This is a genomic window from Conexibacter sp. SYSU D00693, assembly GCF_017084525.1.
GTDB lineage: Bacteria > Actinomycetota > Thermoleophilia > Solirubrobacterales > Solirubrobacteraceae > Baekduia.
Window position 1 is genome coordinate 2,156,467 of the sequence record NZ_CP070950.1, and the last position, 20,926, is coordinate 2,177,392.

Annotated in this window: 21 protein-coding genes; 11 read left to right on the plus strand and 10 right to left on the minus strand. The window is 75.5% G+C overall.

Annotation, left to right across the window (positions count from 1 at the left end; all coding sequences use genetic code 11):
* Nucleotides 1-16 precede the first annotated feature (16 nt).
* From JUB12_RS10715 to JUB12_RS10740, 6 genes are all read right to left on the minus strand, one after another.
* On the minus strand, nucleotides 17-1,507 hold the full coding sequence (locus tag JUB12_RS10715) for a hypothetical protein (protein ID WP_205699608.1): 1,491 nt from the start codon (nucleotides 1,505-1,507) through the stop codon (nucleotides 17-19).
* Between the two features lie 74 nt (nucleotides 1,508-1,581).
* A complete protein-coding gene (locus tag JUB12_RS10720; RefSeq protein ID WP_205699609.1) occupies nucleotides 1,582-1,851 on the minus strand; it encodes a YciI family protein in 270 nt (89 codons plus the stop codon).
* Nucleotides 1,851-2,297 (minus strand): type II toxin-antitoxin system RatA family toxin, encoded by a 447-nt coding sequence (locus tag JUB12_RS10725; RefSeq protein WP_205699610.1) that lies wholly within the window; start codon nucleotides 2,295-2,297, stop codon nucleotides 1,851-1,853. Before JUB12_RS10725 ends, JUB12_RS10720 begins: the two co-directional genes overlap by 1 nt.
* Before the next feature lie 41 nt (nucleotides 2,298-2,338).
* The gene (locus tag JUB12_RS10730) at nucleotides 2,339-2,740 is read right to left on the minus strand and encodes an HNH endonuclease (RefSeq protein WP_205699611.1); all 402 of its coding nucleotides are present in this window, start codon (nucleotides 2,738-2,740) and stop codon (nucleotides 2,339-2,341) included.
* Between the two features lie 5 nt (nucleotides 2,741-2,745).
* On the minus strand, nucleotides 2,746-3,759 hold the full coding sequence (locus tag JUB12_RS10735; RefSeq protein ID WP_205699612.1) for an alpha/beta fold hydrolase: 1,014 nt from the start codon (nucleotides 3,757-3,759) through the stop codon (nucleotides 2,746-2,748).
* The gene (locus JUB12_RS10740; RefSeq protein WP_205699613.1) at nucleotides 3,756-5,291 is read right to left on the minus strand and encodes an NAD(P)/FAD-dependent oxidoreductase; all 1,536 of its coding nucleotides are present in this window, start codon (nucleotides 5,289-5,291) and stop codon (nucleotides 3,756-3,758) included. Before JUB12_RS10740 ends, JUB12_RS10735 begins: the two co-directional genes overlap by 4 nt.
* Before the next feature lie 179 nt (nucleotides 5,292-5,470).
* On the opposite strand from JUB12_RS10740, the gene JUB12_RS10745 reads away from it, so the two are divergent.
* The 5 genes from JUB12_RS10745 (at nucleotide 5,471) to JUB12_RS10765 (ending at nucleotide 12,452) form a co-directional block, all read left to right on the plus strand.
* Nucleotides 5,471-7,294, plus strand: coding sequence for a methyl-accepting chemotaxis protein (locus tag JUB12_RS10745; RefSeq protein WP_205699614.1), 1,824 nt, complete (start codon nucleotides 5,471-5,473; stop codon nucleotides 7,292-7,294).
* 176 nt (nucleotides 7,295-7,470) lie between these two features.
* Entirely contained in the window at nucleotides 7,471-8,709 is a 1,239-nt protein-coding gene (locus JUB12_RS10750) for a DEAD/DEAH box helicase (protein ID WP_205699615.1), read from the plus strand.
* A 63-nt stretch (nucleotides 8,710-8,772) separates the two neighbouring features.
* Nucleotides 8,773-9,639 carry an Abi-alpha family protein gene (locus JUB12_RS10755; RefSeq protein WP_205699616.1) on the plus strand — a complete coding sequence of 289 codons (867 nt, stop codon included), beginning with the start codon at nucleotides 8,773-8,775 and terminating at the stop codon, nucleotides 9,637-9,639.
* Between the two features lie 29 nt (nucleotides 9,640-9,668).
* Nucleotides 9,669-10,919 (plus strand): DUF445 domain-containing protein, encoded by a 1,251-nt coding sequence (locus JUB12_RS10760; RefSeq protein ID WP_371822330.1) that lies wholly within the window; start codon nucleotides 9,669-9,671, stop codon nucleotides 10,917-10,919.
* A 3-nt stretch (nucleotides 10,920-10,922) separates the two neighbouring features.
* The gene (locus JUB12_RS10765; RefSeq protein WP_205699618.1) at nucleotides 10,923-12,452 is read left to right on the plus strand and encodes an NAD(P)/FAD-dependent oxidoreductase; all 1,530 of its coding nucleotides are present in this window, start codon (nucleotides 10,923-10,925) and stop codon (nucleotides 12,450-12,452) included.
* Here JUB12_RS10765 and JUB12_RS10770 read toward each other — a convergent pair.
* Entirely contained in the window at nucleotides 12,403-12,855 is a 453-nt protein-coding gene (locus JUB12_RS10770) for a hypothetical protein (RefSeq protein ID WP_205699619.1), read from the minus strand. The genes JUB12_RS10765 and JUB12_RS10770 overlap by 50 nt on opposite strands.
* A 71-nt stretch (nucleotides 12,856-12,926) precedes the next feature.
* On the opposite strand from JUB12_RS10770, the gene JUB12_RS10775 reads away from it, so the two are divergent.
* From JUB12_RS10775 to JUB12_RS10790, 4 genes are all read left to right on the plus strand, one after another.
* Nucleotides 12,927-13,925: a pyridoxal-phosphate dependent enzyme gene (locus JUB12_RS10775; protein WP_205699620.1), complete on the plus strand. Its 999-nt coding sequence runs from the start codon at nucleotides 12,927-12,929 to the stop codon at nucleotides 13,923-13,925.
* Nucleotides 13,926-13,972: 47 nt separating this feature from the next.
* Nucleotides 13,973-14,392 carry a MarR family transcriptional regulator gene (locus JUB12_RS10780; protein ID WP_241004498.1) on the plus strand — a complete coding sequence of 140 codons (420 nt, stop codon included), beginning with the start codon at nucleotides 13,973-13,975 and terminating at the stop codon, nucleotides 14,390-14,392.
* 250 nt (nucleotides 14,393-14,642) lie between these two features.
* Nucleotides 14,643-15,395, plus strand: coding sequence for a HipA family kinase (locus tag JUB12_RS10785; RefSeq protein WP_205699756.1), 753 nt, complete (start codon nucleotides 14,643-14,645; stop codon nucleotides 15,393-15,395).
* Entirely contained in the window at nucleotides 15,379-15,765 is a 387-nt protein-coding gene (locus JUB12_RS10790; protein WP_205699621.1) for a DUF3037 domain-containing protein, read from the plus strand. Before JUB12_RS10785 ends, JUB12_RS10790 begins: the two co-directional genes overlap by 17 nt.
* Here the strand turns inward: JUB12_RS10790 and JUB12_RS10795 are convergent.
* The 3 genes from JUB12_RS10795 to JUB12_RS10805 are packed head-to-tail and all read right to left on the minus strand — an operon-like array spanning nucleotide 15,727 to nucleotide 17,989.
* Nucleotides 15,727-16,635 carry a bile acid:sodium symporter family protein gene (locus tag JUB12_RS10795; protein WP_205699622.1) on the minus strand — a complete coding sequence of 303 codons (909 nt, stop codon included), beginning with the start codon at nucleotides 16,633-16,635 and terminating at the stop codon, nucleotides 15,727-15,729. The two genes, JUB12_RS10790 and JUB12_RS10795, sit on opposite strands and share 39 nt — an antisense overlap.
* Before the next feature lie 58 nt (nucleotides 16,636-16,693).
* Complete coding sequence (locus JUB12_RS10800; protein ID WP_205699623.1) at nucleotides 16,694-17,452, minus strand: RNA methyltransferase; 759 nt, start codon at nucleotides 17,450-17,452, stop codon at nucleotides 16,694-16,696.
* 9 nt (nucleotides 17,453-17,461) lie between these two features.
* A complete protein-coding gene (locus JUB12_RS10805) occupies nucleotides 17,462-17,989 on the minus strand; it encodes a GNAT family N-acetyltransferase (RefSeq protein WP_205699624.1) in 528 nt (175 codons plus the stop codon).
* Nucleotides 17,990-18,071: 82 nt separating this feature from the next.
* Between JUB12_RS10805 and JUB12_RS10810 the strand changes: the two genes are divergently transcribed.
* Together JUB12_RS10810 and JUB12_RS10815 are read left to right on the plus strand one after the other, a co-directional pair.
* A complete protein-coding gene (locus JUB12_RS10810) occupies nucleotides 18,072-18,656 on the plus strand; it encodes a cupin domain-containing protein (RefSeq protein ID WP_205699625.1) in 585 nt (194 codons plus the stop codon).
* On the plus strand, nucleotides 18,653-20,911 hold the full coding sequence (locus JUB12_RS10815; RefSeq protein WP_205699626.1) for a molybdopterin-dependent oxidoreductase: 2,259 nt from the start codon (nucleotides 18,653-18,655) through the stop codon (nucleotides 20,909-20,911). The genes JUB12_RS10810 and JUB12_RS10815 overlap by 4 nt, the downstream gene beginning before the upstream one ends.
* The last annotated feature ends 15 nt before the right edge of the window (nucleotides 20,912-20,926 follow it).

The window sequence follows — 20,926 nt, forward strand, 5'->3', positions numbered from 1 at the left end:
GGCCCGGGGTTCCCCGTCAGGCGAGCGTGAAGCGCCCGTCCGCGCTGACGGACACCTCGCGCCCCAGCGGGTCGCCGCCGACGAGGTCCGCGACCGTCGCGCCGTCCTCCGAGCGCCCCAGCGCCCGGCGGCCGTCCTCGAGGACCGTGGCGACGATCCCGAGCGTCGGCGTCCCGTCGCGGTCGTAGAGGGCGGTGTAGGTCTCGACGGGCCCGCGCGCCGCCTCCCCCTGGACGACCTCGCGCGACGGCTGGACGTCCACGACGTCCTGCGGGTGCAGGTCGGCGAACGGCGTCGGCGGCGGGGCCGTCCCGAACGTCGCGAGCGCGTGCTTGGTGAGGTACCAGCCGACGCCGGTGGCCAGCCCCGTCGCGCCGTCGCCCGCCTCGCGCAGGCGTGTCGCGAGCGAGGCGATCGCGTGGGTGCAGTAGTCGTTGGCCGGGCCGCCGGCGAAGGTCAGGCCCCCGGTGACCGTCGGTGCGCGCTCGTCGGTGCCCAGGTCGATGCCCAGCTCGCCCGCGCCGATCTGCACGGCGCTCGGGAAGCAGGAGTAGAGGTCGAGGAGGTCGGCCTGGGCCGGGTCGGTCCCGGTGTGCTCGCGCAGCGCCGCGGCGCAGGCGGCGATGGCCGGGGAGCGATGCAGCTCGTGGCGCTGGGCGACGTGCCAGTGGTCGTGGGCCCCCGCGGTGCCGTGGACGAAGACCCAGCGCTCGCGCGGCACGCCCGCGTCCTGCGCGGCCTGCGCGCTGCACAGGACGAGCGCCGCGCCCTGGTCGACCTGGATGTTCGCGTTGAGGAGCTTCGTGTAGGGCGCGGAGACGAGCCGGTTGCCCGGGCCGGGCCGGCTGATGGCCGCCGGGTCGGTCGGCGCATCGCGCGTCCAGGCGTGCGGGTTGTCGCGTGCGACGGCGGCGAAGCGCGCCCACAGCTCCCCCAGCCACGCCTGGTGCTCGTCGACGCCGCGCCCCTCCGCGCCCCGGACCGCCTGCTCGAACAGGGGGTAGAAGAAGATCGGCGCCAGCAGGCCCGCGGCCTCCTCGGCGGGGTGGTTGGGCGCGCGGTCCTCCCCCACCTCGCGCGTCGGCGCGGTGCCCTCGGGCTGGGTCGGCCACCCCGGGTCCTCGCCGCGCGACGCGGCCTTCATGAACGTCGTGACGACCTCGCCGCCGGCGAGCAGCGCCACGTCCAGGTCGCCCGCCGCGATCTTCGCGCAGAGGTCGCCCAGGAGGGCGATCGGCCCCGTGCCGCCACGCACCGCCCGGACGCTCTCGCGCGGGGCGATGCCCAGCTCGCTGGCCAGCAGCGCGGCGGGGTCCGGCACGAGCCACGAGAAGAGGTCGACCACCGCGACCGACCCCGCCTTGACCAGCAGGCCCGGGACGCCCGCGTCCTCCTCGGCCGCCCGCGCGGCCCGCACCATGAGCTCCAGCGGCGACGGGCTGCCGTCGTCGCCGGGCCGGTGGGTCACCTGGCCGGCGCCGACCAGGACGGGGGTGCGGGGGTCCATGTGCGGCACCCAAGCACACGCAAGGTGCCACGCACCTTGCAGGCGTTGTCATGCAAGGTGCCTGGCACCTTGCATCAGACGGCGATCGTCCAGACCTCGATGCGGTGCGACGTGACGATGCCCGCCTCGACGTACGGGTCACGGGCGACGAAGGCCTGCGCGGCCTCCGGGGAGCGGAAGACGATGAGCGCGCCGGCGGGCGGGTCGCCGACAGGGCCGGCCATCACGAGCTCGCCGGCGTCCTTGAGCTCGCGCAGGATGGCGAGGTGCGCCTCGCGGTGGGGCTCGCGGCGCTCGAGGACGTCCTCGACGTAGGTGTAGTGCAGCGCCGCGAGGCGCTCCACTAGGAGCCCTCGGCCTCGCGCTTGAGGCCCTCGGCGGGGACCTTGACCAGCACGTGGCGCAGCGTCTGCTCGACGGGGCCCTTGATGAGCATGCCGAGCATCCGGCCGGGCTCGCCCTCCATCTCGTAGGTCGCGCGCGTGCGGCCGCCGAGGTCCTCGAACGTCCACGAGCCCTTGAGCCACTTGAGGTCGCCCTTCTCCTGCTCCCAGGTCATGCCGCCCAGGGGCTGGTAGGCGAAGCGCAGCTTCGTCTTGACCTCCTTGACCTTCGCGTCGGCGATCGTCGTCACGACCGTCGCGCGGCCCTCCGCGTCGCGCTCGTGGACCTCGACGCGCTTCATCGAGCCCTGCCACTTCGGCGCGCCCTCGATGTCGGCGGCGATCTCGAAGCAGCGCTCGATCGGCGCGTCGATCTCGACGGTGTGCGATCCACCAAGGTTGGCCATGGCCGCCGACCATACCCAGGACGGCGGTGCGTCAGGCCGGGCTAGGCCGCAGGGGCCAGACGCCGCAGCTGGCGCTCGACGTACGGCCGTGCCTTGCGCGCGCCGCCGCGCACGGCGAACGCCGTCTCCAGGGCGCGCAGCCGCGCTACGACGAGCGCCTCGTCGGGCTCCCAGCCGCGCCGCCGGCACTCCGCCAGCCAGTCGACCGGGGCGACGTGCCCGCGCGCCTTGTTGCAGCGCCGGCAGGCCGCGAGCTCGTTCTCGGCCCACGACGGCCCGCCCTTCACCCGCGGGACCAGGTGCTCGGTCGTCGCGCGGCGCAGCCCCTCGAACGGGGCGGCGCACCAGACGCAGCGCCCGCCGTCGGCCTCGACGGCCGCGGCCAGGCGCTCGGCCCGTCCGGGCGCCCGGGGCGGGCGATCCGTCGCGACGCTGTGGCTCACCCCGTTCAGGCTAGAGCCGCCGCCGACCCCGCTCGGGCGTGGTCGGCGACCAGGGCACGCAGCCGCTGCGTGACCTCGCGGTCGCGCTCGAGCGGGCCCATGTGGCCCGTGCGCGCGAGCACGACGTGCTCGACGACGTGGGGCAGGCGCTCGGCCATCCGCTCCGCGTGGACCGGCGGCGTCAGGCGGTCGTCGGCCCCGGCCACCACGAGCGTCGGGACGTCGAGCGCCTCGAGGCCGTGGGCGATGTCCAGGCGCTCGAGCGTCGCCCCTGCGCCGGCGCGCACGTGCGGGCGGCAGTCCATCGAGAGGCGCTCGGAGAAGTCGACCGCCGCCGGGGACGCCGCGCGGCACAGCGCGACGTGGCGCACCGCGCGGTGGCTGATCGGCGTCGTGCGCTTGGGCATGGGCGTGCGTGCGGTGAGCAGGACCCGGCCGGCCAGCGGCTTCATCCGCACCGGCACGCGCGCGACGAGCGACTCGCTGACGAGGTCACCCACGCCCGTGTTCAGCAGCGCCGCCGCGTCGACGCGCTCGCGCACGCGGCCCTGGCGCTCCGCCGCCCAGGCGACGATCGTCATCGCCCCCATGGAGTGGCCCGCCACGAGCGCGGCGCGCCCGTCGGGACCCACGGCGGCGTCGAGCACCGCCTCGAGGTCCTCGGCGAAGCGCTCCATGGCGAAGTCGCGCCCCTCGGGCTCGGCGCTGGCGCCGTGGCCGCGCAGGTCCCAGACCACGACGCGGTGGTCGGTCGCGAGGTCCTGCACCTGCAGCGTCCAGAACTGCGAGGAGCACGTCCAGCCGTGGGTGAGCACGACGACCGGTGCGCCGTCGGGGCCGTGGAGCTCGGCGTGCAGCCGCGTCCCGTCGGCCGAGACGACCTCCACCTCCTCCCCCCGCGGGCGCACCGCCAGGCGCGCCGCGAGGGGATCGCGCGCGATCGCACGGCGGTCGGCGCGCCGCCGGACCTCCCACACGGCGCCCAGCGCGCCGGCCGCGACGAGCGGTGCGCGCCTCACGCCGCCGCCCCCGCCGGGACCGCGCCCGCGCGCACCGGCTCGGTGACGTAGGCCTCGGGGTCGAACTGGCGCAGCAGCCGCTGGAAGCGCACGACCGAGTGCGGCCACAGGGTGCTCGCGCGGCCCTTCTCGTCGAGGTACCAGCTCTCGCAGCCGCCCGCGACCCACACCGTCCCCTGCGCCGCCTCGTCGAGGCGCCGCACGAAGGCCTCCTGCACGTCGCGGCGTGGTTGCAGGGCGCCCAGCGCGTGGGCTCCGGCGTGCTGGATGGCCCGCAGGACGTAGTCGGCCTGCGCCTCGGCCATGAGGACGACCGAGTTGTGGCCGAGCCCGCAGTTGGGGCCGAGCAGCATGTAGAGGTTGGGGAAGCCCGCGAACGTCGTGCCCTTGTAGGCGTGCGGCGAGCCGTCGAAGTCCTCGGCCAGCGTCTTGCCCTCGGCGCCCCGCACGAGCGCCGCCGCCGGCATGTCGGTCACGTGGAAGCCGGTGCCGTAGATGATCGTGTCGACCTCGAGCTCCCGGCCGTCCTTCGTGACGATCGAGCGCTCGCGGACCTCGGCGATGCCCTCCGTGTGCACCTCGACGTTGCGCTTGGTCAGCGCCGGGAGGTACTCGTTGGAGACCAGGGCGCGCTTGCAGCCGAAGCGGTAGTCGGGCGTGAGCTTGCGCCGCAGCTCGCGGTCCTTGACCACCGCCCGCAGGTAGCGCTTGGCGATCGTCTCCGGGACCTTCGTGCGCTTGGCGTCCAGGAAGAAGACGAGGAAGGTCTCGCGCGCGAGGAAGATGGCCTGGCGCATCGCCTTCTGGGCCAGCGGGAAGCGGCGGTAGACCGCCTGCTCGACCTGCGTCAGCGGCCGCTCGTTGCGCGGCATGATCCAGGGCGCGGTGCGCTGGAAGAGGTGCAGCTCGCCGACCTGCGGCTGGATCGCCGGGACGAACTGGATGGCGCTCGCCCCCGTCCCGATCACCGCGACGCGCTCGCCTGTCAGGTCGTGGCCGTGGTCCCACTCGGCCGAGTGGAACGTCGTCCCCTCGAAGCGCTCGATCCCCGGCAGCTGCGGCACGTTGGGGACGTGCAGCGGGCCCAGGCCGGCCACGAGGTGCTGCGCGCGCAGCTGGCCCTTGTCGGTGCGCACGACCCAGCGCTGCGCCTCGGCGTCCCAGTCGGCGCCCTGGACCTCCTGGTGGAAGCGCACGTGCTCGAGCAGGCCCTCGCGCTCGGCGACGCCGCGGATGTAGGCGTGGATCTCCTCCTGGCCCGAGAACGTGGAGCTCCACGCCGGGTTGGGCGCGAAGGAGAAGGAGTAGACGTGCGAGGGCACGTCGCAGCGACAGCCCGGGTAGTCGTTCTCGCGCCACGTGCCCCCGACGTCCCCCGCCTTCTCGAGGACGACGAAGTCGTGGATGCCGGCCCGCTTGAGGCGCACGGCCATGGAGAGGCCGGAGAAGCCGGTCCCCACGACGCAGACGCGGACGTCCGCGGGCAGCGTGCCGGGGTCGGCGGCCGTGGTGGGCTGGTCGAGGACGGTCATGCGGTGCGGTCTCCCCTTGCTACGGCGACGTAGGAATCACAGCGTACCCGGCCGGCGGGCCGGGTCAAGCGCGCGGGCCTCCTGCGCCACGTCCGTGCGGACCTCGTGGGTGGACCTCAGCGGGTGACTGCCGATCAACCGGACCGACCGTCCCGCCCCTTCCACCACGAGGCACCGCCATGAACCGCCGGACCTCCCTCCGGGCCAAGCTCCTCGGCCTCAGCGGCCTGCTGCTGGCCTTCACCGCCCTCATCGGCGTCCTGTCCCTGTCCAAGCTCGCCGGCGCCGCCCACGACGCCGAGGCCCAGTACCAGAAGGCCGCCGACCCGCTCTCCCACCTCGGCGACGCGTTCGCGCGCACGAACGAGAACCGCGCCTTCACGAACAACATCATCCTCGAGGACGACCCCGCCGTTCGCGCCGAGGTCCTGCAGAAGCTCGAGGCCAACTCCCGGGCGACCACCGAGGACCTCGCCGAGGTCCGTCCGACGCTCGTCACCCCGGAGGGCAAGGCGCTCTTCGCCGCCCTCGTGCGCGACCGCGCCGCGTACTCGGGCAAGCGCAAGGAGCTCTTCGCGCTCGCCGAGACGGCCACCGACGACGCCGCCTACGCGTTCAACAAGGCGCAGGTCGTCCCGCTGGCCACGAAGGTCAACACCCACTTCCGCAAGCTCTTCGACTCGAAGGTCGAGGTCGCCGACACGCTCGCCGAGGAGACGCAGGCCGCCTACCGCAGCGCCCGCACGCTGCTCGTCATCCTGCTGGCGCTCGCCCTGGCCATCGGCTTCGGCGCCGCGTTCGTCCTCTCCGCGCAGATCCGCAAGGTCGCGGCCGCGGTGCTCGACCGCATGACGACGCTGCGCGAGCGCGACACCACGGAGCTCGCCACCGGCCTCGAGCGCTTCGCCGGCGGCGACCTGACCTACCGCGTCGCGCCCGAGACCCGGCCCATCGGCAAGGCCGGCAACGACGAGCTCGGCGACGTCGCCCGGGCCGTCGACGCGGTCATCGAGAACACCGTGAGCTCGGTCCACGCCTACGACCGCAGCCGTGAGGCCCTGTCGGGCATGATCGGTCAGGTCTCCCAGACCGCCGCGCTCGTGTCGGCCGCCTCGCAGCAGGTCGCCTCGGCCTCCGAGGAGACCGGCCGCGCCGTCGGCGAGATCTCCCGTGCCGTCGAGGACGTCGCCACGGGCTCCCAGCGCCAGGTCGTGACCCTCGACGAGGCCCGCACCGCCTCGCAGGAGGCCGCCGGCGCCACCGCGCAGTCGGCGGAGTCCGCCCGCGAGACCGCGATGACCGCCGAGCGCGCCCGCGCCGCGACGACCGAGGGCGAGCAGGCCGTCGCGGAGGCCACCGAGGCCATGTCCACCGTCCGCGCCGCCTCGGACCGCACGACCGACGCGATCCGCGAGCTCGGGGCCAAGAGCGACGAGATCGGCGGCATCGTCGACACGATCACGTCGATCGCCGAGCAGACGAACCTCCTGGCGCTCAACGCCGCCATCGAGGCCGCCCGCGCCGGTGAGCAGGGCCGCGGCTTCGCCGTCGTCGCCGACGAGGTCCGCAAGCTCGCCGAGGAGTCCCAGGGCGCCGCGGCGTCGATCGCGTCGCTCATCACCGAGATCCAGGCCGACACCGGCCGGGCGGTGGCGGTCGTCGAGGACGGCTCGCGCGCCACGCACGACTCCGTGGCCACGGTCGAGCGCGCCCGCGAGGCGTTCCAGACCATCGGCGGCTCGGTCGAGGAGGTCACCGCGCAGGTGACGCGGATCGCCGAGGCGGCCGACCGGATGAGCAGCTCGGTCCACCAGGTGACCACGCAGCTCAGCGACGTGGCCGCGGTGGCCGAGGAGAGCAGTGCCTCGACCGAGCAGGTCAGCGCGTCCACCCAGCAGACGTCGGCCTCCAGCCAGGAGATCGCCGCGTCGGCCCAGGAGCTCGCCGGCAACGCCGCGCAGCTCGAGGAGCTCACGCGCCGCTTCGTCCTCGAGACCGCGTAGCGGCACGCGACAGCAGCAGGAGCCTCCGCGGCGCCGAACAGGCACCGCGGAGGCCGCTGCTAGCCTCAGGGGCAGAGCGGCACGGTGCCGCTCGGGATCTCTCTGCCGTGTGATGACCGTGGGGAGTTCGTGAAACCCCACGCGTCGGCCATCCGGGCCGACCAGGAAGCAGGCAGATGTCCAAGCAGTCCTTCGCCGACCTCGGCGTGTCCGCCGCGACCGCGGCCGCCCTCGCCCGCCAGGGCGCGGAGCACCCGTTCGCCGTCCAGCAGCTCGTCCTCCCGGACGCCCTGGCCGGCCATGACCTCCTCGTCGAGTCGCCCACGGGCACCGGCAAGACGCTCGCCTTCGGCGTCCCGATGCTCGAGCGCACCGACGCCAACGGCCCGCGCCCCGCGGCCCTCGTGCTCGCCCCCACCCGCGAGCTCGCCTCGCAGATCGTCGACGAGCTCCACGGCCCCGCCCACGCCCGCGCCCTGCGCGTGAAGGCCGTCTACGGCGGCGTCGGCATCGTCAAGCAGGAGCGCGAGGCCGCCAAGGCGCACGTCGTCGTCGCCACCCCTGGGCGCCTGATGGACCTCCTCCAGCGCGGCTCGCTCACGCTCAAGCACGTCCAGACGCTCGTCCTCGACGAGGCCGACCGCATGCTCGACATGGGCTTCCGCCCGGCGGTCGAGCGGATCGTCAAGCAGCTGCCCCGCGACCGCCAGACGCTGCTGTTCAGCGCGACGCTCGACGGCTCGGTCGCCGACCTGGCCGCCCGCTACACGCGTGAGCCGCGCCAGCACACCCACAAGCCGGCCACGGAGAAGAAGGGCCACGTCGAGCACCGCTTCGTGCGCGTCGCCCACGAGGAGAAGCTCGCCCGCCTCGTGCACGAGCTCGAGCAGGCGCCCGACGCGCTGGCCCTCGTCTTCGTGCGCACCAAGCGCGGCGCCGACCGGCTCGTCAAGCGCCTGAGCCACCACGGCGTCGAGGCCGTCGCCATGCACGGCGACAAGTCCCAGCGCCAGCGCGAGCGCGCCCTGGCCCGCTTCGAGGCCGGCGAGGTCCGCACGCTCGTGGCGACCGACGTGGCCGCGCGCGGCATCGACGTCCGCGACGTCTCGCACGTCATCAACTTCGACGCGCCCGCCGACCGCGAGGACTACGTCCACCGCGTCGGGCGCACCGCGCGCGCCGGCCGCGACGGCATCGGCATCACCCTCGTGATGGACGACCAGGGCGCCGACGTCCACAAGATCGCCAGCTCGCTGGGCCTCGAGCGCGAGTTCGCCCACACGGGTCTCGCCCCGAAGGCGGCGGCCCCGCGGGGCGGCGGCACCCAGACGCGCACCGGCGGGGGGCAGGCGCGCAGCGGCGCCGGCTCGTCGCGCCCCGGTGGCGGCTCGCGCCGCCGTCGCGGCCGCCGCTAGGGCGCCAGCTGCAACGCCGCGCTCGCGCGGCGGACCCGGTCCGATCTACGATCGCTCCGGGTCATGGAGCGCCGCGCCGAGCACCTGGAGGACCTGCCGCCCCTCGACGAGGAGGCGGCGGGCCCCGACGGGCGCGGATCGGCGGGCGCCGAGCCCGCCGACCTCCTGCGCCTGGCGCCCGGTCTGGCCCGCCTCGCGGGCGAGGCCTACCTGCGCACCGTCGGCTGGACGCTGACCTCCGGCGTGAAGGCCACTGCCCGCGTCGCACGCGCCGCCACCCGCGGCGAGTCGGTCGGCCACCTGCTCTCCGACGCCGAGCACGCGCTGCGCGAGCAGGCGCGCAACGCGCTCGGCGTCGCCGACCTCGACGAGCGCGTCGCCCGCGTCGCCCCGCGACCCGTCTTCGACCGCAACGGCAACGGCAACGGCGCCGCAGCGGCCGACGACGCCCTGCCGACGCTGCGCGACCTCGGCGCCCAGCTCCTGGCGCGCTCGGCCGACGTCGACGCCGCCGACGACCCCGTGCAGGCCCACCCCGCCTACGCGCGGATCCTCGAGGAGCTCGCGCCCGACGAGGCGCGCATCCTGCGGCTGCTGGCGGCCGAGGGCGCCCAGCCGGCGGTCGACGTCAAGACGTGGCGCCCGCTGGACATCGGCGCCCAGACCATGGCGCCCGGCATCACGATGATCGGCTCGAAGGCCGGCTGCCGGTACGTCGACCGCGTCCCCGCCTACCTCAACAACCTCTTCCGCCTCGGCCTCATCTGGTTCTCGCGCGAGGCGCTCGAGGACCCGCTCGCCTACCAGGTCCTCGAGGCCCAGCCCGAGGTGACCTCCGCGCTCAAGCGCGCCGGCCGCGGCAAGACCGTGCGGCGCCAGATCCTCCTCACGCCGTTCGGCGCGGACTTCTGCCGGGTGTGTCTGCCCTGATCCTCGCGTCGAGCTCCGGGCTCGTCGGGATGCTCACCATCCCGGTCTTCTCGGGGATCATCGGCTACGTCACGAACTGGTCGGGCATCTGGATGCTCTTCAACCCGCTGCGCTTCCGCGGCGTGCGGGTGCCGGGCCTGGCGCCGATGGCCGCGATCCTGCCGCGGCGCATCCAGCAGATCCCGGGCGTGATGCAGGGCGGCGTCGGCTGGCAGGGGATCATCCCGTCGCGCGCGGCGAAGATGGGCTCGATCGCCGTCGACAAGGGGATCGCGAAGCTCGGCTCGCCCGCCGAGTTCTACGCCCAGCTCGAGCCGGACAAGATCGCCGAGCGCATCCTCGCGAGCGCCGACCGCGACATCCACGACCTCGTCGAGCGCGTGATGCTGCGCGAGCACCCGCGGCTGTGGGAGAGCCTCCCGCCGCGCGTGCGCGAGGCGGTCCACCAGCGGGTGCGCCAGCAGCTGCCCGACATCGTGCGCTCGGTCACCGACCGCATCGGCGAGAACATCGACCAGCTGCTCGACATCAAGCTCATGGTCATCCGGCACATCGAGGAGCACCCGGAGCTCTCGAACCGGATCTTCCTCGAGGTCGGCCGCCAGGAGCTGCAGTTCATCATCCGCTTCGGGGGCGTCTTCGGCTTCCTCTGCGGGATCCCGACGATCTTCCTCGTCGAGGCGTTCCCCCACTGGTGGGTCCTGCCGATCGCCGGCACGGTCATCGGCTACGTCACGAACTGGCTGGCGATCTGGATGATCTTCGAGCCGATCGAGCCGCGGAAGGTCGGACCGCTGCGACTGCACGGCCTGTTCCTGCGCCGCCAGCACGAGGCGGCCGACGTCTACGCCGAGGTCATCGCCAACGACATCGTCACCATGGAGAACATCGGCGACGAGCTGCTGCACGGCCCGCGCTCGGACCGCACGCGGCGGATGATCGAGGACGCGCTGCGCCCCGCCGTGGACCGCGCGACCGGCTTCGCGCGCGGCGCGGTCCGCGTGGCGGTCGGCCCGCGCGAGTACGACGCGATCCGCGACTCGGTGGCCACGGAGGGCGTCGACTACACGATGACCCCGCTGACCGACCCGGAGTTCTCCAGGCAGCAGTCCACCCGGGTGCGGGCGCTCATCGCCGAGCGCATGCGCGAGCTGCCGGCGGCGGACTTCTCGGAGATGCTGCGCACGGCGATGCGCGAGGACGAGTGGCTGCTGGTCCTGCACGGCGCCGTGCTCGGCTTCGGCGCCGGCCTCGTCCACCTCGCCATCTTCGGGGTGTAGGCGGTGGCGCCGCGCGTCGTGGTCGTCGGGGCCGGCTTCGCCGGGATCGGCACGGCGATCCTCCTGCGCCGGGCGGGCGTCGAGGACGTCGTGGTGCTCGAGCGCGGCGAGGACGTCGGCGGGACGTGGCGCGAGAACACCTACCCCGGGGCGGCGTGCGACGTGCCGAGCCACCTGTACTCGTTCTCCTTCGCGCCCAACCCGCGCTGGTCGCGGCGCTACTCGCCCCAGCCGGACATCCTGGCCTACCTGCGCGACTGCGCCGAGCGCTTCGGGGTGCTGGAGGACGTGCGCTTCGGGACCGAGGTCGTCTCGGCCACGTGGGACGAGGAGGGGCTGCTCTGGCGGCTGCGCACCGCGGCCGGCCAGGAGCTCGAGGCCGAGGTGCTCGTCTGCGCCACCGGCCAGCTCTCCGAGCCGGTCGTCCCGGACCTCCCCGGGCTGGGGCGCTTCGCCGGGCCGCTGTTCCACTCCGCGCACTGGGACCACGACGTCGACCTGCGCGGCAAGGACGTCGCGGTCGTGGGCACGGGCGCCAGCGCCATCCAGTTCGTCCCCGAGATCGCGCCGGTCGTGCGCCGGCTGCGGGTCTTCGGCCGCTCGCAGCCGTGGGTCGTGCCCAAGGGCGACCGCGCGTACTCCGCCCGCCACCGCGCGTTCTTCGCGCGCTTCCCGTCGTGGCAGCGGGCGGCGCGCGCCGTGTCGTGGCTGTGGTTCGAGTCGCTCATCCCTGCCTTCATGGCGCCGTCGCGGCGGTGGGCGCCGCTGCGCGCGCTGGCGCGCGCCCAGCTCGTCGGCCTGGGCCGGGCGCAGCTGCGCGCGCAGGTGCGCGACCCGGAGCTGCGCGCCCGCCTCGCCCCCACCGACGAGGCCGGGTGCAAGCGCGTCCTGATCTCCAACGACTGGTACCCCACGCTCGCCCGGCCCCACGTCGAGCTCGTGGACCAGCGCATCGCCGAGGTCGTCGAGGACGGGCTCGTCACCGCCGACGGCACCCACCACCGCGCCGACGTCGTCATCCTCGGCACCGGCTTCGCCTCGCACGGCTTCGTCGCGCCCATGCAGGTGACCGGGCGCGGCGGGCAGGACCTCCAGGCCGCGTGGGGCGGCGCGGCGCGGGCGCACCTCGGGATGCTCGTGCCGGGCTTCCCGAGCCTCTTCGTCCTCTACGGCCCGAACACCAACCTCGGCGCCGGCTCGATCGTCTACATGCTCGAGAGCCAGGCGCGCTACGTCGTCGACGCGGTCCGCACCCTCGAGCGCGAGGGCGCGGCGGCGCTCGACGTGCGGACCGCGGCGCTCGACGCGTTCGACCGCCAGACGCAGGCGCGGCTGGAGGGCACCGTCTGGCAGAGCGGCTGCCGGTCCTGGTACGTCGGCGAGGACGGCCGCAACCTCTCGAACTGGCCGGGCTTCCAGCTCGAGTACCGCCGGCGCACGCGGCGGGTGGACCTGCGCGACGTGGAGCTGCTGCGACGCGCCGCTACGCCGGCTGGGCCTCCCGCTCGGTCGCCTTCGCCGTCACCGTCGTGACCGGCAGGCCGAAGCCGTTGAGCTTCGCCGGCAGGTCCATGTGCAGCCAGCGCGACAGGCGTCGCGGCAGCGTCGAGACGAGCACCTCGTCGAACGGGCCGTGGAGGTGCAGCGCGTCGGCGACGGCGTCGATCGGGCTCGCGACGCCGACGATGCTCTCGACCGGCGAGCCCGCCGCCTCCTCGAGCAGCGGCACCGCCAGGCCGACGGTCACCTGCGCCTCGTCGCGCCCGTGGTCCTCGGGGTCGACGGCCCGGTGCAGGCCGTGGGCCGGGTTGGGGACCAGGAGCGTGAAGCGCGCCGGGCCTTCGGCGGCGCGGCGGCGGACCGCGTCGAGCAGCGCCGGCGTGGCGGCCGTGCGGTGGGCGACGACGAGGACGCGCGCGGGACGGGAGGACTCCATGGACTGCTCCCTTCTGGTCGGGTGGTGCGGCGATCGTCTCACCGGGACGACACGAATGCCAGGATCGGGCGATGGGGCTCCCTGACCGGCTCGCGCTGACCGACCTGCCGACGCCGCTGCACGAGCTGCCGCGCTTCTCGGAGGCGGTCGGCGCGCGGGTGCTCATGAAGCGCGACGACGTCGGCGGCCCGGGGGTCGCCGGCAACAAGGTGCGCAAGCTCGAGCGGACGCTGGCGGCGGCCCGTGAGGAGGGCGTCGACGCGGTGGTGACGGTCGGCGCCGCGCAGTCCAACCACGCGCGCGCGACGGCGGCGGCGTGCGCGCGTCTGGGGTGGCGGTGCCGGCTCGTGCTCGGGGTCCCGGACGGCGACGGGACCGCGCCCGAGGGCAACGTCCTGCTCGACGCGCTGTTCGGCGCCGAGGTCGTGGTGGCGGCGGGGACGACGGACTGGGCCGCGCTGGCGGAGCGCGCCGAGGCGGAGGCTGCCGCGCTGCGCGACGAGGGGTGCGCGCCGCTCGTGCTGCCCGCGGGCGGCTCGACGCCCCTGGGCGCCACCGGCTTCGCCGCGGCCTACGCCGAGCTGCTGGACCAGCTCGACGCGCGGGGTCTCGAGCCGGTCGAGGTCCTGCACGCGTCGTCCACGGGCGGCACCCACGGCGGGCTCGTGGCGGGGCGCGAGCTGGCGGGCCGCGGCCCGGCGGTCCGCGGCGTCCTCGTGGTCGACGGCATGGGGGGCGTGATCGGCGAGCTGCACGCCTGGCTGGCCCGCGAGGCGTTCACCGTCGCCGGCGGCGCGCCGGAGCTGGCGCTCGCCCCGGACGACCTCGACCTCGAGGAGGGCTTCCTCGGCGAGGGCTACGGCGTCCCGACCGCTGAGGGGCTCGATGCCATCCGGCTGCTCGCCCGCACCGAGGCGATCGTCTGCGACCCCGTCTACACCGGCAAGGCGCTGGCCTGCCTCGTCGCGCGCGCACGCGCAGGCGCCTACGCGGGGGGTCCCGTCGTCTTCTGGCACACCGGCGGCTGGCCCGCCGTCTTCACCGCCGAGCACGCCGCCGCCCTGACCTAGCCGCGCAAGGTGCCTGGCACCTTTCATAGTGGTGCTACATAGATGGTGTGGATCCCGGAAGCCTGGCCCGTGAGCTCGACGAGCACCTGCGCGACCTGCAGCGCGTCCTGCGCCGCGAGGCCGTCTACGGGCTGAGCGTCACCGCCGCCTCCGTCCTCGCTCGCGTCGCGCACGACGGTCCGCTGCGGGTGACCGAGCTCGCCGTTGCCGAGGAGGTCGCCCAGCCGACGATGACCGCCCTGGTCGGCCGGCTCGAGCAGCGTGGCCTCGTCGCCCGGGAGCCCGACCCGGCCGACGGGCGCGCCGTCCTCGTCTCCATCACCCGCGAGGGCGGTGAGCGGCTCGCCGTGGTCCGCGAGGCGCGCGAGCACGCGCTGGCCCGCCGCCTCGACCGCCTCGACGGCGAGGAGCGCGCGGCGCTGACCGCCGCCCTCCCCGCCCTCGGGCACCTGTCCCAGCCCGCCTAGCGTGCGAAGAAGGGGACAGTCCCCTGGTTCGCCCTCGCCCTCGGGCGCCTGTCCCAGCCCGCCCCGCGTGCGAAGAAGGGGACAGTCCCCTGGTTCGCCCCCGCCCTCGGGCGCCTGTCCCAGCCCGCCCCGCGTGCGAAGAAGGGGACAGTCCCCTGGTTCGCCCTCGCCCTCGGGCGCCTGTCCCAGCCCGCCCCGCGTGCGAAGAAGGGGACAGTCCCCTGGTTCGCACTAGCGTTGGGTGCCCGTGCTGAGGACGGTCCGCGCCACGAGGTACGTCGCACCCCTGCGCGAGGGCGGGTCGATGCCCGCGCTCGTCGAGGCCGACGACGACGGCCTCTACGTCGTCAAGCTCCGCGGCGCGGGGCAGGGACGGCTGGCGCTCGTGGCCGAGGTCCTCGCCGGCGAGCTGGCCCGCGCGCTCGACCTCCCGGTGCCCGAGCTCGTCGTCGCCGACGTCGACACGGAGCTCGCCCGGGCCGAGCCCGACCCGGAGATCCAGGAGCTCGTCCAGGCCAGCGGCGGGACGAACGCCGGGCTGGACTTCCTGCCCGGCGCGCTGCCGTACGCGCCGTCGACCGGCCGCCCGCCCGGCCCGGACCTCGCCGCGGCGGTCGTGTGGTTCGACTGCCTCGTGGAGAACGTCGACCGCACGCCGCGCAACCCCAACCTCCTGATGTGGCACGGCCGGCTGTGGCTCATCGACCACGGCGCCGCGCTCTTCCGCCAGCACGCCGGGCTGGACCACGCCGACCCGGCCGCGCCGCTGCCGATGGCCGCCCAGCACGTCCTGCTCGACGCCGCCGGCCCGCTGCCCGACGCGGCGCAGCGCCTCGCGCCCAAGGTCGACGAGCCGCTGCTGCGCGCGATCGTCGACGCCATCCCGCCGGACTGGTTCGCCGGCGACCCGCCGGAGGCCTACGTCGAGCACCTGCTCGCCCGCGTCGCCGCGTCGGACGCCTGGACCGCCCACGCCGAGGAGCACCGTGCCCGGCGGCGCTGAGGCCTTCCAGTACGCCGTCTGGCGGGTCGTCCCGTCGCTGCCCCGCGGGGAGCGGGTCAACGTCGGCGTCGTGCTCTTCTGCCGCCGCGCGCGCTTCCTCGACGCGATCGTCGACGTCGACGAGGCGCGGGTGCGGGCCATCGCCCCCGACCTCGACCTCGACGCGGTCCGCGCGCACCTCGAGGGGCTCGTGCGGGTCGCGCGGGGCGAGCCCGACGCCGGACCGGTCGCCGCGATGGAGCCGTCGGACCGCTTCGGCTACCTCACCGCGCCCGCGTCGACCGTCGTGCAGCCCGGAGAGGTGCACGTCGGGCTCTGCACGGACCCGGCGTCAGACCTCCGCCGGCTGGCCGACGAGCTGGTCCGCTGACTGCGGCGGCGGCTCCTCGGCGTTGCGGCGGGCCATCACGCGGGCGAACAGCCCGGCGGTGATGAACATGAAGGCGCTGTAGACCGCGGCCGGGATGGCGAGGTCGGAGTCGATCGTCCCCGCCACGGCGATGGCGAGCGTCGAGTTGTGCAGGCCCAGCTCGAGCGAGATCGCCGTGGACTGGCGGCCGTCGAGGCGCGCGACGCGGGCCGTGGCGTAGGAGACGCTCATCGCCAGGACGTTGAGCGCGAGGCACGCGCCCGCCACGGCGGTGAACTCGTCGAGCACCGTCTCGGCCTCGCTGGCCACCGCGCCGACGACCACCAGCAGGAAGATGCCGAACGCCGTCCTCTTGGCCTGTGGCTCGCGCGCCATCGCCTTCTCCGGGTCGCGGCTGCGCAGCCACATGCCCAGCGCGAGCGGGAGGACCGTGATGGCGAAGACCCGCGCGACGATGCTGAGCATCTCCGGGTCCTCGGCCAGCGCGGTCGCGTCGAAGCGGTCCGTGGCGAGCTCGAGGTAGAGCGGGACGGTGATGGCGGCGCTCGCGCTGGAGATCGCCGTCATGGACACCGACAGCGCGGTGTCGCCGCGCGCGAGGTGCGTGAGGAGGTTGGCCATCGTCCCGCCGGGGGACGCGCCGAGGAGCACCAGGCCGACCGCCAGCACCGGGTCGAGGCCGAAGACCTCGGCGACGAGGAAGGCGAGCCCGGGCGCGATGACCAGGAGGTTGGCGAGGCCGATGGCGACGCCCTTGGGGACCGTGAAGATCCGCCGGAAGTCGTCGAGCGTCAGGGACAGCCCGAGGACGACCATGATCACCGCCAGGGCTGCCGGCAGCAGGACGTCGGTGATCACGGACCCCTCCACCCGCGCGACCCTAACCGCGGGTCCGCGCCCGACGCGCCGGATCGAGGACGAACGGCCGTCAGCGGCGGGCGAGCACCGCGACGAGGATCGCCGCGGCCGCCGACACGTTGAGCGACTCGAACCCCGCCGCGGGGATCGAGACCGTCAGGTCGCAGCGCGCGAGGTCGTCCCCGGCGAGCCCGTCGCGCTCCGCGCCGAGCACGACCACGGCGCCCTCGGGCAGCTCGCCGGGCGCGACGCCGCCGCGCGGGACGGCGGCCGCCAGCGGCGGGCGGCCGGTGAGGGCCGCGAGGTCCGCGAGCGAGGCGCCGGTGCGCACGAGGCCGGGCCGCAGCGCCGCACCCAGCGACGCGCGCAGCGCCCGGCGCGCGAAGGGGTCGCCGCCGGTGAGCAGCACCCGGGGGACCCCGAACGCCGCGCCCGTGCGCACGATCGACCCGACGTTGCCCTCGTCGCGCACCCCCGCGAGGACGAGCGCGCGGGGCGGCAGCTCGTCGAGCGGCGGGGGCGGGGGCAGGCGCACGCGCGCGACGACGCGCGGCGGCTGGCCGAGCGCGGCGAGGGCCCGCAGGGCGTCGGCGGCGGCGTCGTCGACCGGGACGCCCGGCGGCAGCCGGTCGCGCCACGGCGCGCGCGCCGCGTGGCCGGGCGCGCAGAGGACCCAGTCGGGCAGCAGCCCCTCGTCCAGCGCCGCGCCCAGCAGCTCGTCGCCGTCGAGCGCGACGGCCTGCGCGGCCGCCCGCGCGTCCGCGTCGCGCAGCAGCGCCGCGGCGTCGACGACCCGCGGGTCGCGCGCGCTGGACGCCGGCCGGGCCACCGAGCGGGGCTAGCCCTCGGGCTCGGGGTCGCTCGCCAGCCGCGCCCACAGCTGGGCGTCGATGCGCACGTCCTGCTTGAGGTGGGCGTGGCGCATGGTCCCCTCGAGCACGTAGCCACAGCGCTCGGCGACCTTCTGGGACGCCGGGTTCTCGGCGTCGATGATGAGCGTCGCACGCAGCACGTCCTGCTCGTCGAAGGTCCAACGCGTCATCCATCGCAGCATCGCCGTCGCGGCGCCGCGACCGCGGGCCGGCGGGGCGACGAGGTAGCCGATCTCCGCCTCGCGCGCGGCCCGGTCGATCGTCGGCGCCATGACCACGCCGACGAACGCCCCGGCCTCGTCGAAGACCGCGAACGCGTCGGCGGTGCCCTCGGCCCGGCCGCGCTCGTAGCGCGGGATCCAGTGCTCACCGCCGTAGCCCGGCGGCGTCGGCACGGGCACGCGCGTGAAGCGCTGGGTGCCCTCGTCCTTGGCGAGCTCGTCGAGGTGCGCCGCGTGCTCGGCGACCAGTGGCGTGTAGCGCAGACCCTGCATCGCGGCCATCCTGCCAAGCGCGGCCCGTTCGGACACCCGGGTTCCCCCCAGCGGGTGAGCCGGGCGCCGGTACGGTCCTGCCGTGACCGGGCCATCAGCGCCGCCCGACCCGCTCGCGGGGCCGCTGCCCCCGCCGGTGGTCGCCCGCTTCACCGCCCCTGACGGACGTGCGACCGTCGCCCTGCGCGCGCCCGTCTGGCTCGACGGCGCGTGGTGGACGTGCCTGGACCGCTCCTACCGCGCCGGCGCCGGCTTCCTCGCGCCCCACCGCCACGCGCACACCGACGAGGTGCACATGGTGCGCGACGGGACGGTCCGGCTCGTGCAGGGCGTGCGCCGGCGCACCGCCCGGCCCGGCGACGTCGTGGTCGTCCCGGCCGGCACCCCCCACGTCGACCCGTGGGCGACGGCCGACGGGCCGGCCACGGTGACGACGCTCCTGGGCCCGGCGGCCCCCGAGTGGCTGGCCTTCGGCCTGCACCTCGGCCGCGCCACCCGTGCCGGCCGGCTGACGCGGCGCGGCCAGCCGCCGCTGCCGGCGGTCATGGCCGCCGTCCACGCCAGCGGCGCCGACGTCCTGGCGGCGGGACTGCCGGCGGCGCTGCAGCAGCGGGTCACGACCCCCGCGCTCGCAGCCCTGGGCCGTGCCATGGGAGCGACGGCGTGAGCGAGCAGCTGGTCACCTGCCCCATCTGCGAGGTCGCCTGCGGCGTCAAGGTGACCGTCGAGGGCGACCGCGTGACGGGCGTGCGCGGCGACCCGGATGCCCCCACCCGCGGCTTCATCTGCCCGAAGGGCGCCGCGCTGCAGGGCCTGCACCACGACCCCGACCGCCTGCGCGCCCCGCTCGTGCGCCGCGGCGGCACGCTGGTCGAGGTCTCCTGGGACGAGGCGTTCGCGGAGCTCGAGGCGCGGCTGGGCCCGGTGGTCCGCGAGAGCGGGCCCAACGCGGTCGCCTTCCACCTCGGCAACCCGCTCGCGCACGACTACGGCATGTGGACCTACGGCTGGGCGGCGTTGCGGCTGCTCGGCGCCCAGCAGGTCTACACGACCGCCACCGTCGACCACATGCCGATGATGACCGCCGCCGGGCTCATGTTCGGCGCGCGCGACACGGCCTCGTTCACGATCCCGACGCCGGACGTCGACCGCTGCTCGCTGCTCGTGCTGGTCGGGTGCAACCCGCTCGTGTCCAACGCCACGGGCATCACCGCACCCCGCGGGCGGCTGCAGCGCATCCAGGAGCGCGGGGGCCGGATCGTGGTCGTCGACCCGGTGCGCACGCGCACCGCCGACGCCGCCGACGAGCACGTCGCGATCCGCCCGGGTGCGGACGCGGCGCTGCTGGCGGCGATGGTGCAGACGGTGTTCGCCGAGGGGCTCGAGGACCTCTCGCGGCTCGGCCCCCACCTGCACGGCGTCGACGCGCTGCGCGCCGCCGTCGCGCCCTTCACGCCGGAGGCGGTCGCCGCGCGCTGCGGGATCCCCGCCGCCGACGTCCGGCGCCTGGCCCGCGAGGTGGCGACCGCCGAGTCGGCCGCCCTCTACGGCCGGGTCGGCGCGATGACGCAGGCCTTCGGCTCGCTGACCTGCTGGCTGACCTACGCGCTGGCCGCGGTCACCGGCAACCTCGACCGCCCGGGCGGCATGCTCTTCCCGAAGGCCGCGGCGGCGACGCACAACACGCGCGGCACGCCGGGGCACGGGCCGGCCGCACCGATGGACCGGTGGCGCACGCCCTCGGGACGCCACCCGGAGGTGCTGGGCGAGCTGCCGGTCGCGGCGCTGGCCGACGAGCTGCTCGCGCCCGGCACGCCGATCCGGGCGCTGGTCACCATGGCCGCCAACGGCGCGCGCTCGACGCCGGACAGCGCGAGGTACGAGGCGGCCCTCGAGGCGGTCGAGGTCCTCGTCTGCGTCGACCCGTACCTCAACGAGACGACGCGCCACGCCGACGTCGTGCTGCCGCCGCCCTCGCCGCTCGAGCGCGACCACCACGACGTCTTCTTCGAGCAGCTCACGAGCCGCAACCACGTGCGCTGGACCCCGGCAGCCCTGCCGCCGGCGCCGGGGACGCCGACCGAGCACGACCTGCTGCTCGAGCTCGTCGCGGTGCTGGCGGGGCTGGGGGTCGTCGACCGCGCGACGCTCGAGGACCTCCTGCTCTCGGCGCTCGTCCACGACGTGGTCGACGAGCCCGGCAGCGTGCTGGGCCACCGCGACCCGCAGGACCTCCTCGACGCGCTCGGCCCGGGTCGCGGTCCCCAGCGCGGGCTCGACCTCCTCCTGCGCGCCGGCCCCTACGGCGACCGCTTCGGCGAGCGCCCGGAGGGCCTGACGCTCGCCAGGCTGCAGCGCCACCCGCACGGCATCGACCTCGGCCCGCTGCAGCCGCGGCTGCCCGAGGTCCTGCGCACGCCGACCGGCAAGGTCGAGCTCGCGCCGCCCCGCCTCGTCGCCGACCTCGACCGCCTGCGGGACGACCTGGCCGCCGACCGGCCACTCGTCGTCGTCGGCCGCCGGCAGATCCGGTCGAACAACTCGTGGCTGCACAACGTCCCGTCGCTCATGCGCGGGCGCGAGCGCTGCACGCTGCAGGTCCACCCCGACGACGCGGGCGCGCGCGGGCTCGAGGACGGCGGGCTGTGCGAGCTGCGCTCCGCCGCCGGCGCGGTCCGGGCGACCGTCGAGGTCACCGACGCGGTGCGACCCGGCGTGGTCTCCCTCCCCCACGGCTGGGGCCACGACGGCCCCGGCCTGCGTCTCTCCGTCGCCACGGAGCACCCCGGCGCGAACCTCAACGCGATCACCGGGCCGGGCGGCCTCGACGTGCCGTCGGGCAACGCGGCGCTCAGCGGCGTCGCGGTCGAGGTGACGCCCGTCGGGGCGTCGGCGGCGCAGCGCAGCCCGAGCGCGGGCTGACCCCGAGGCGGTCGC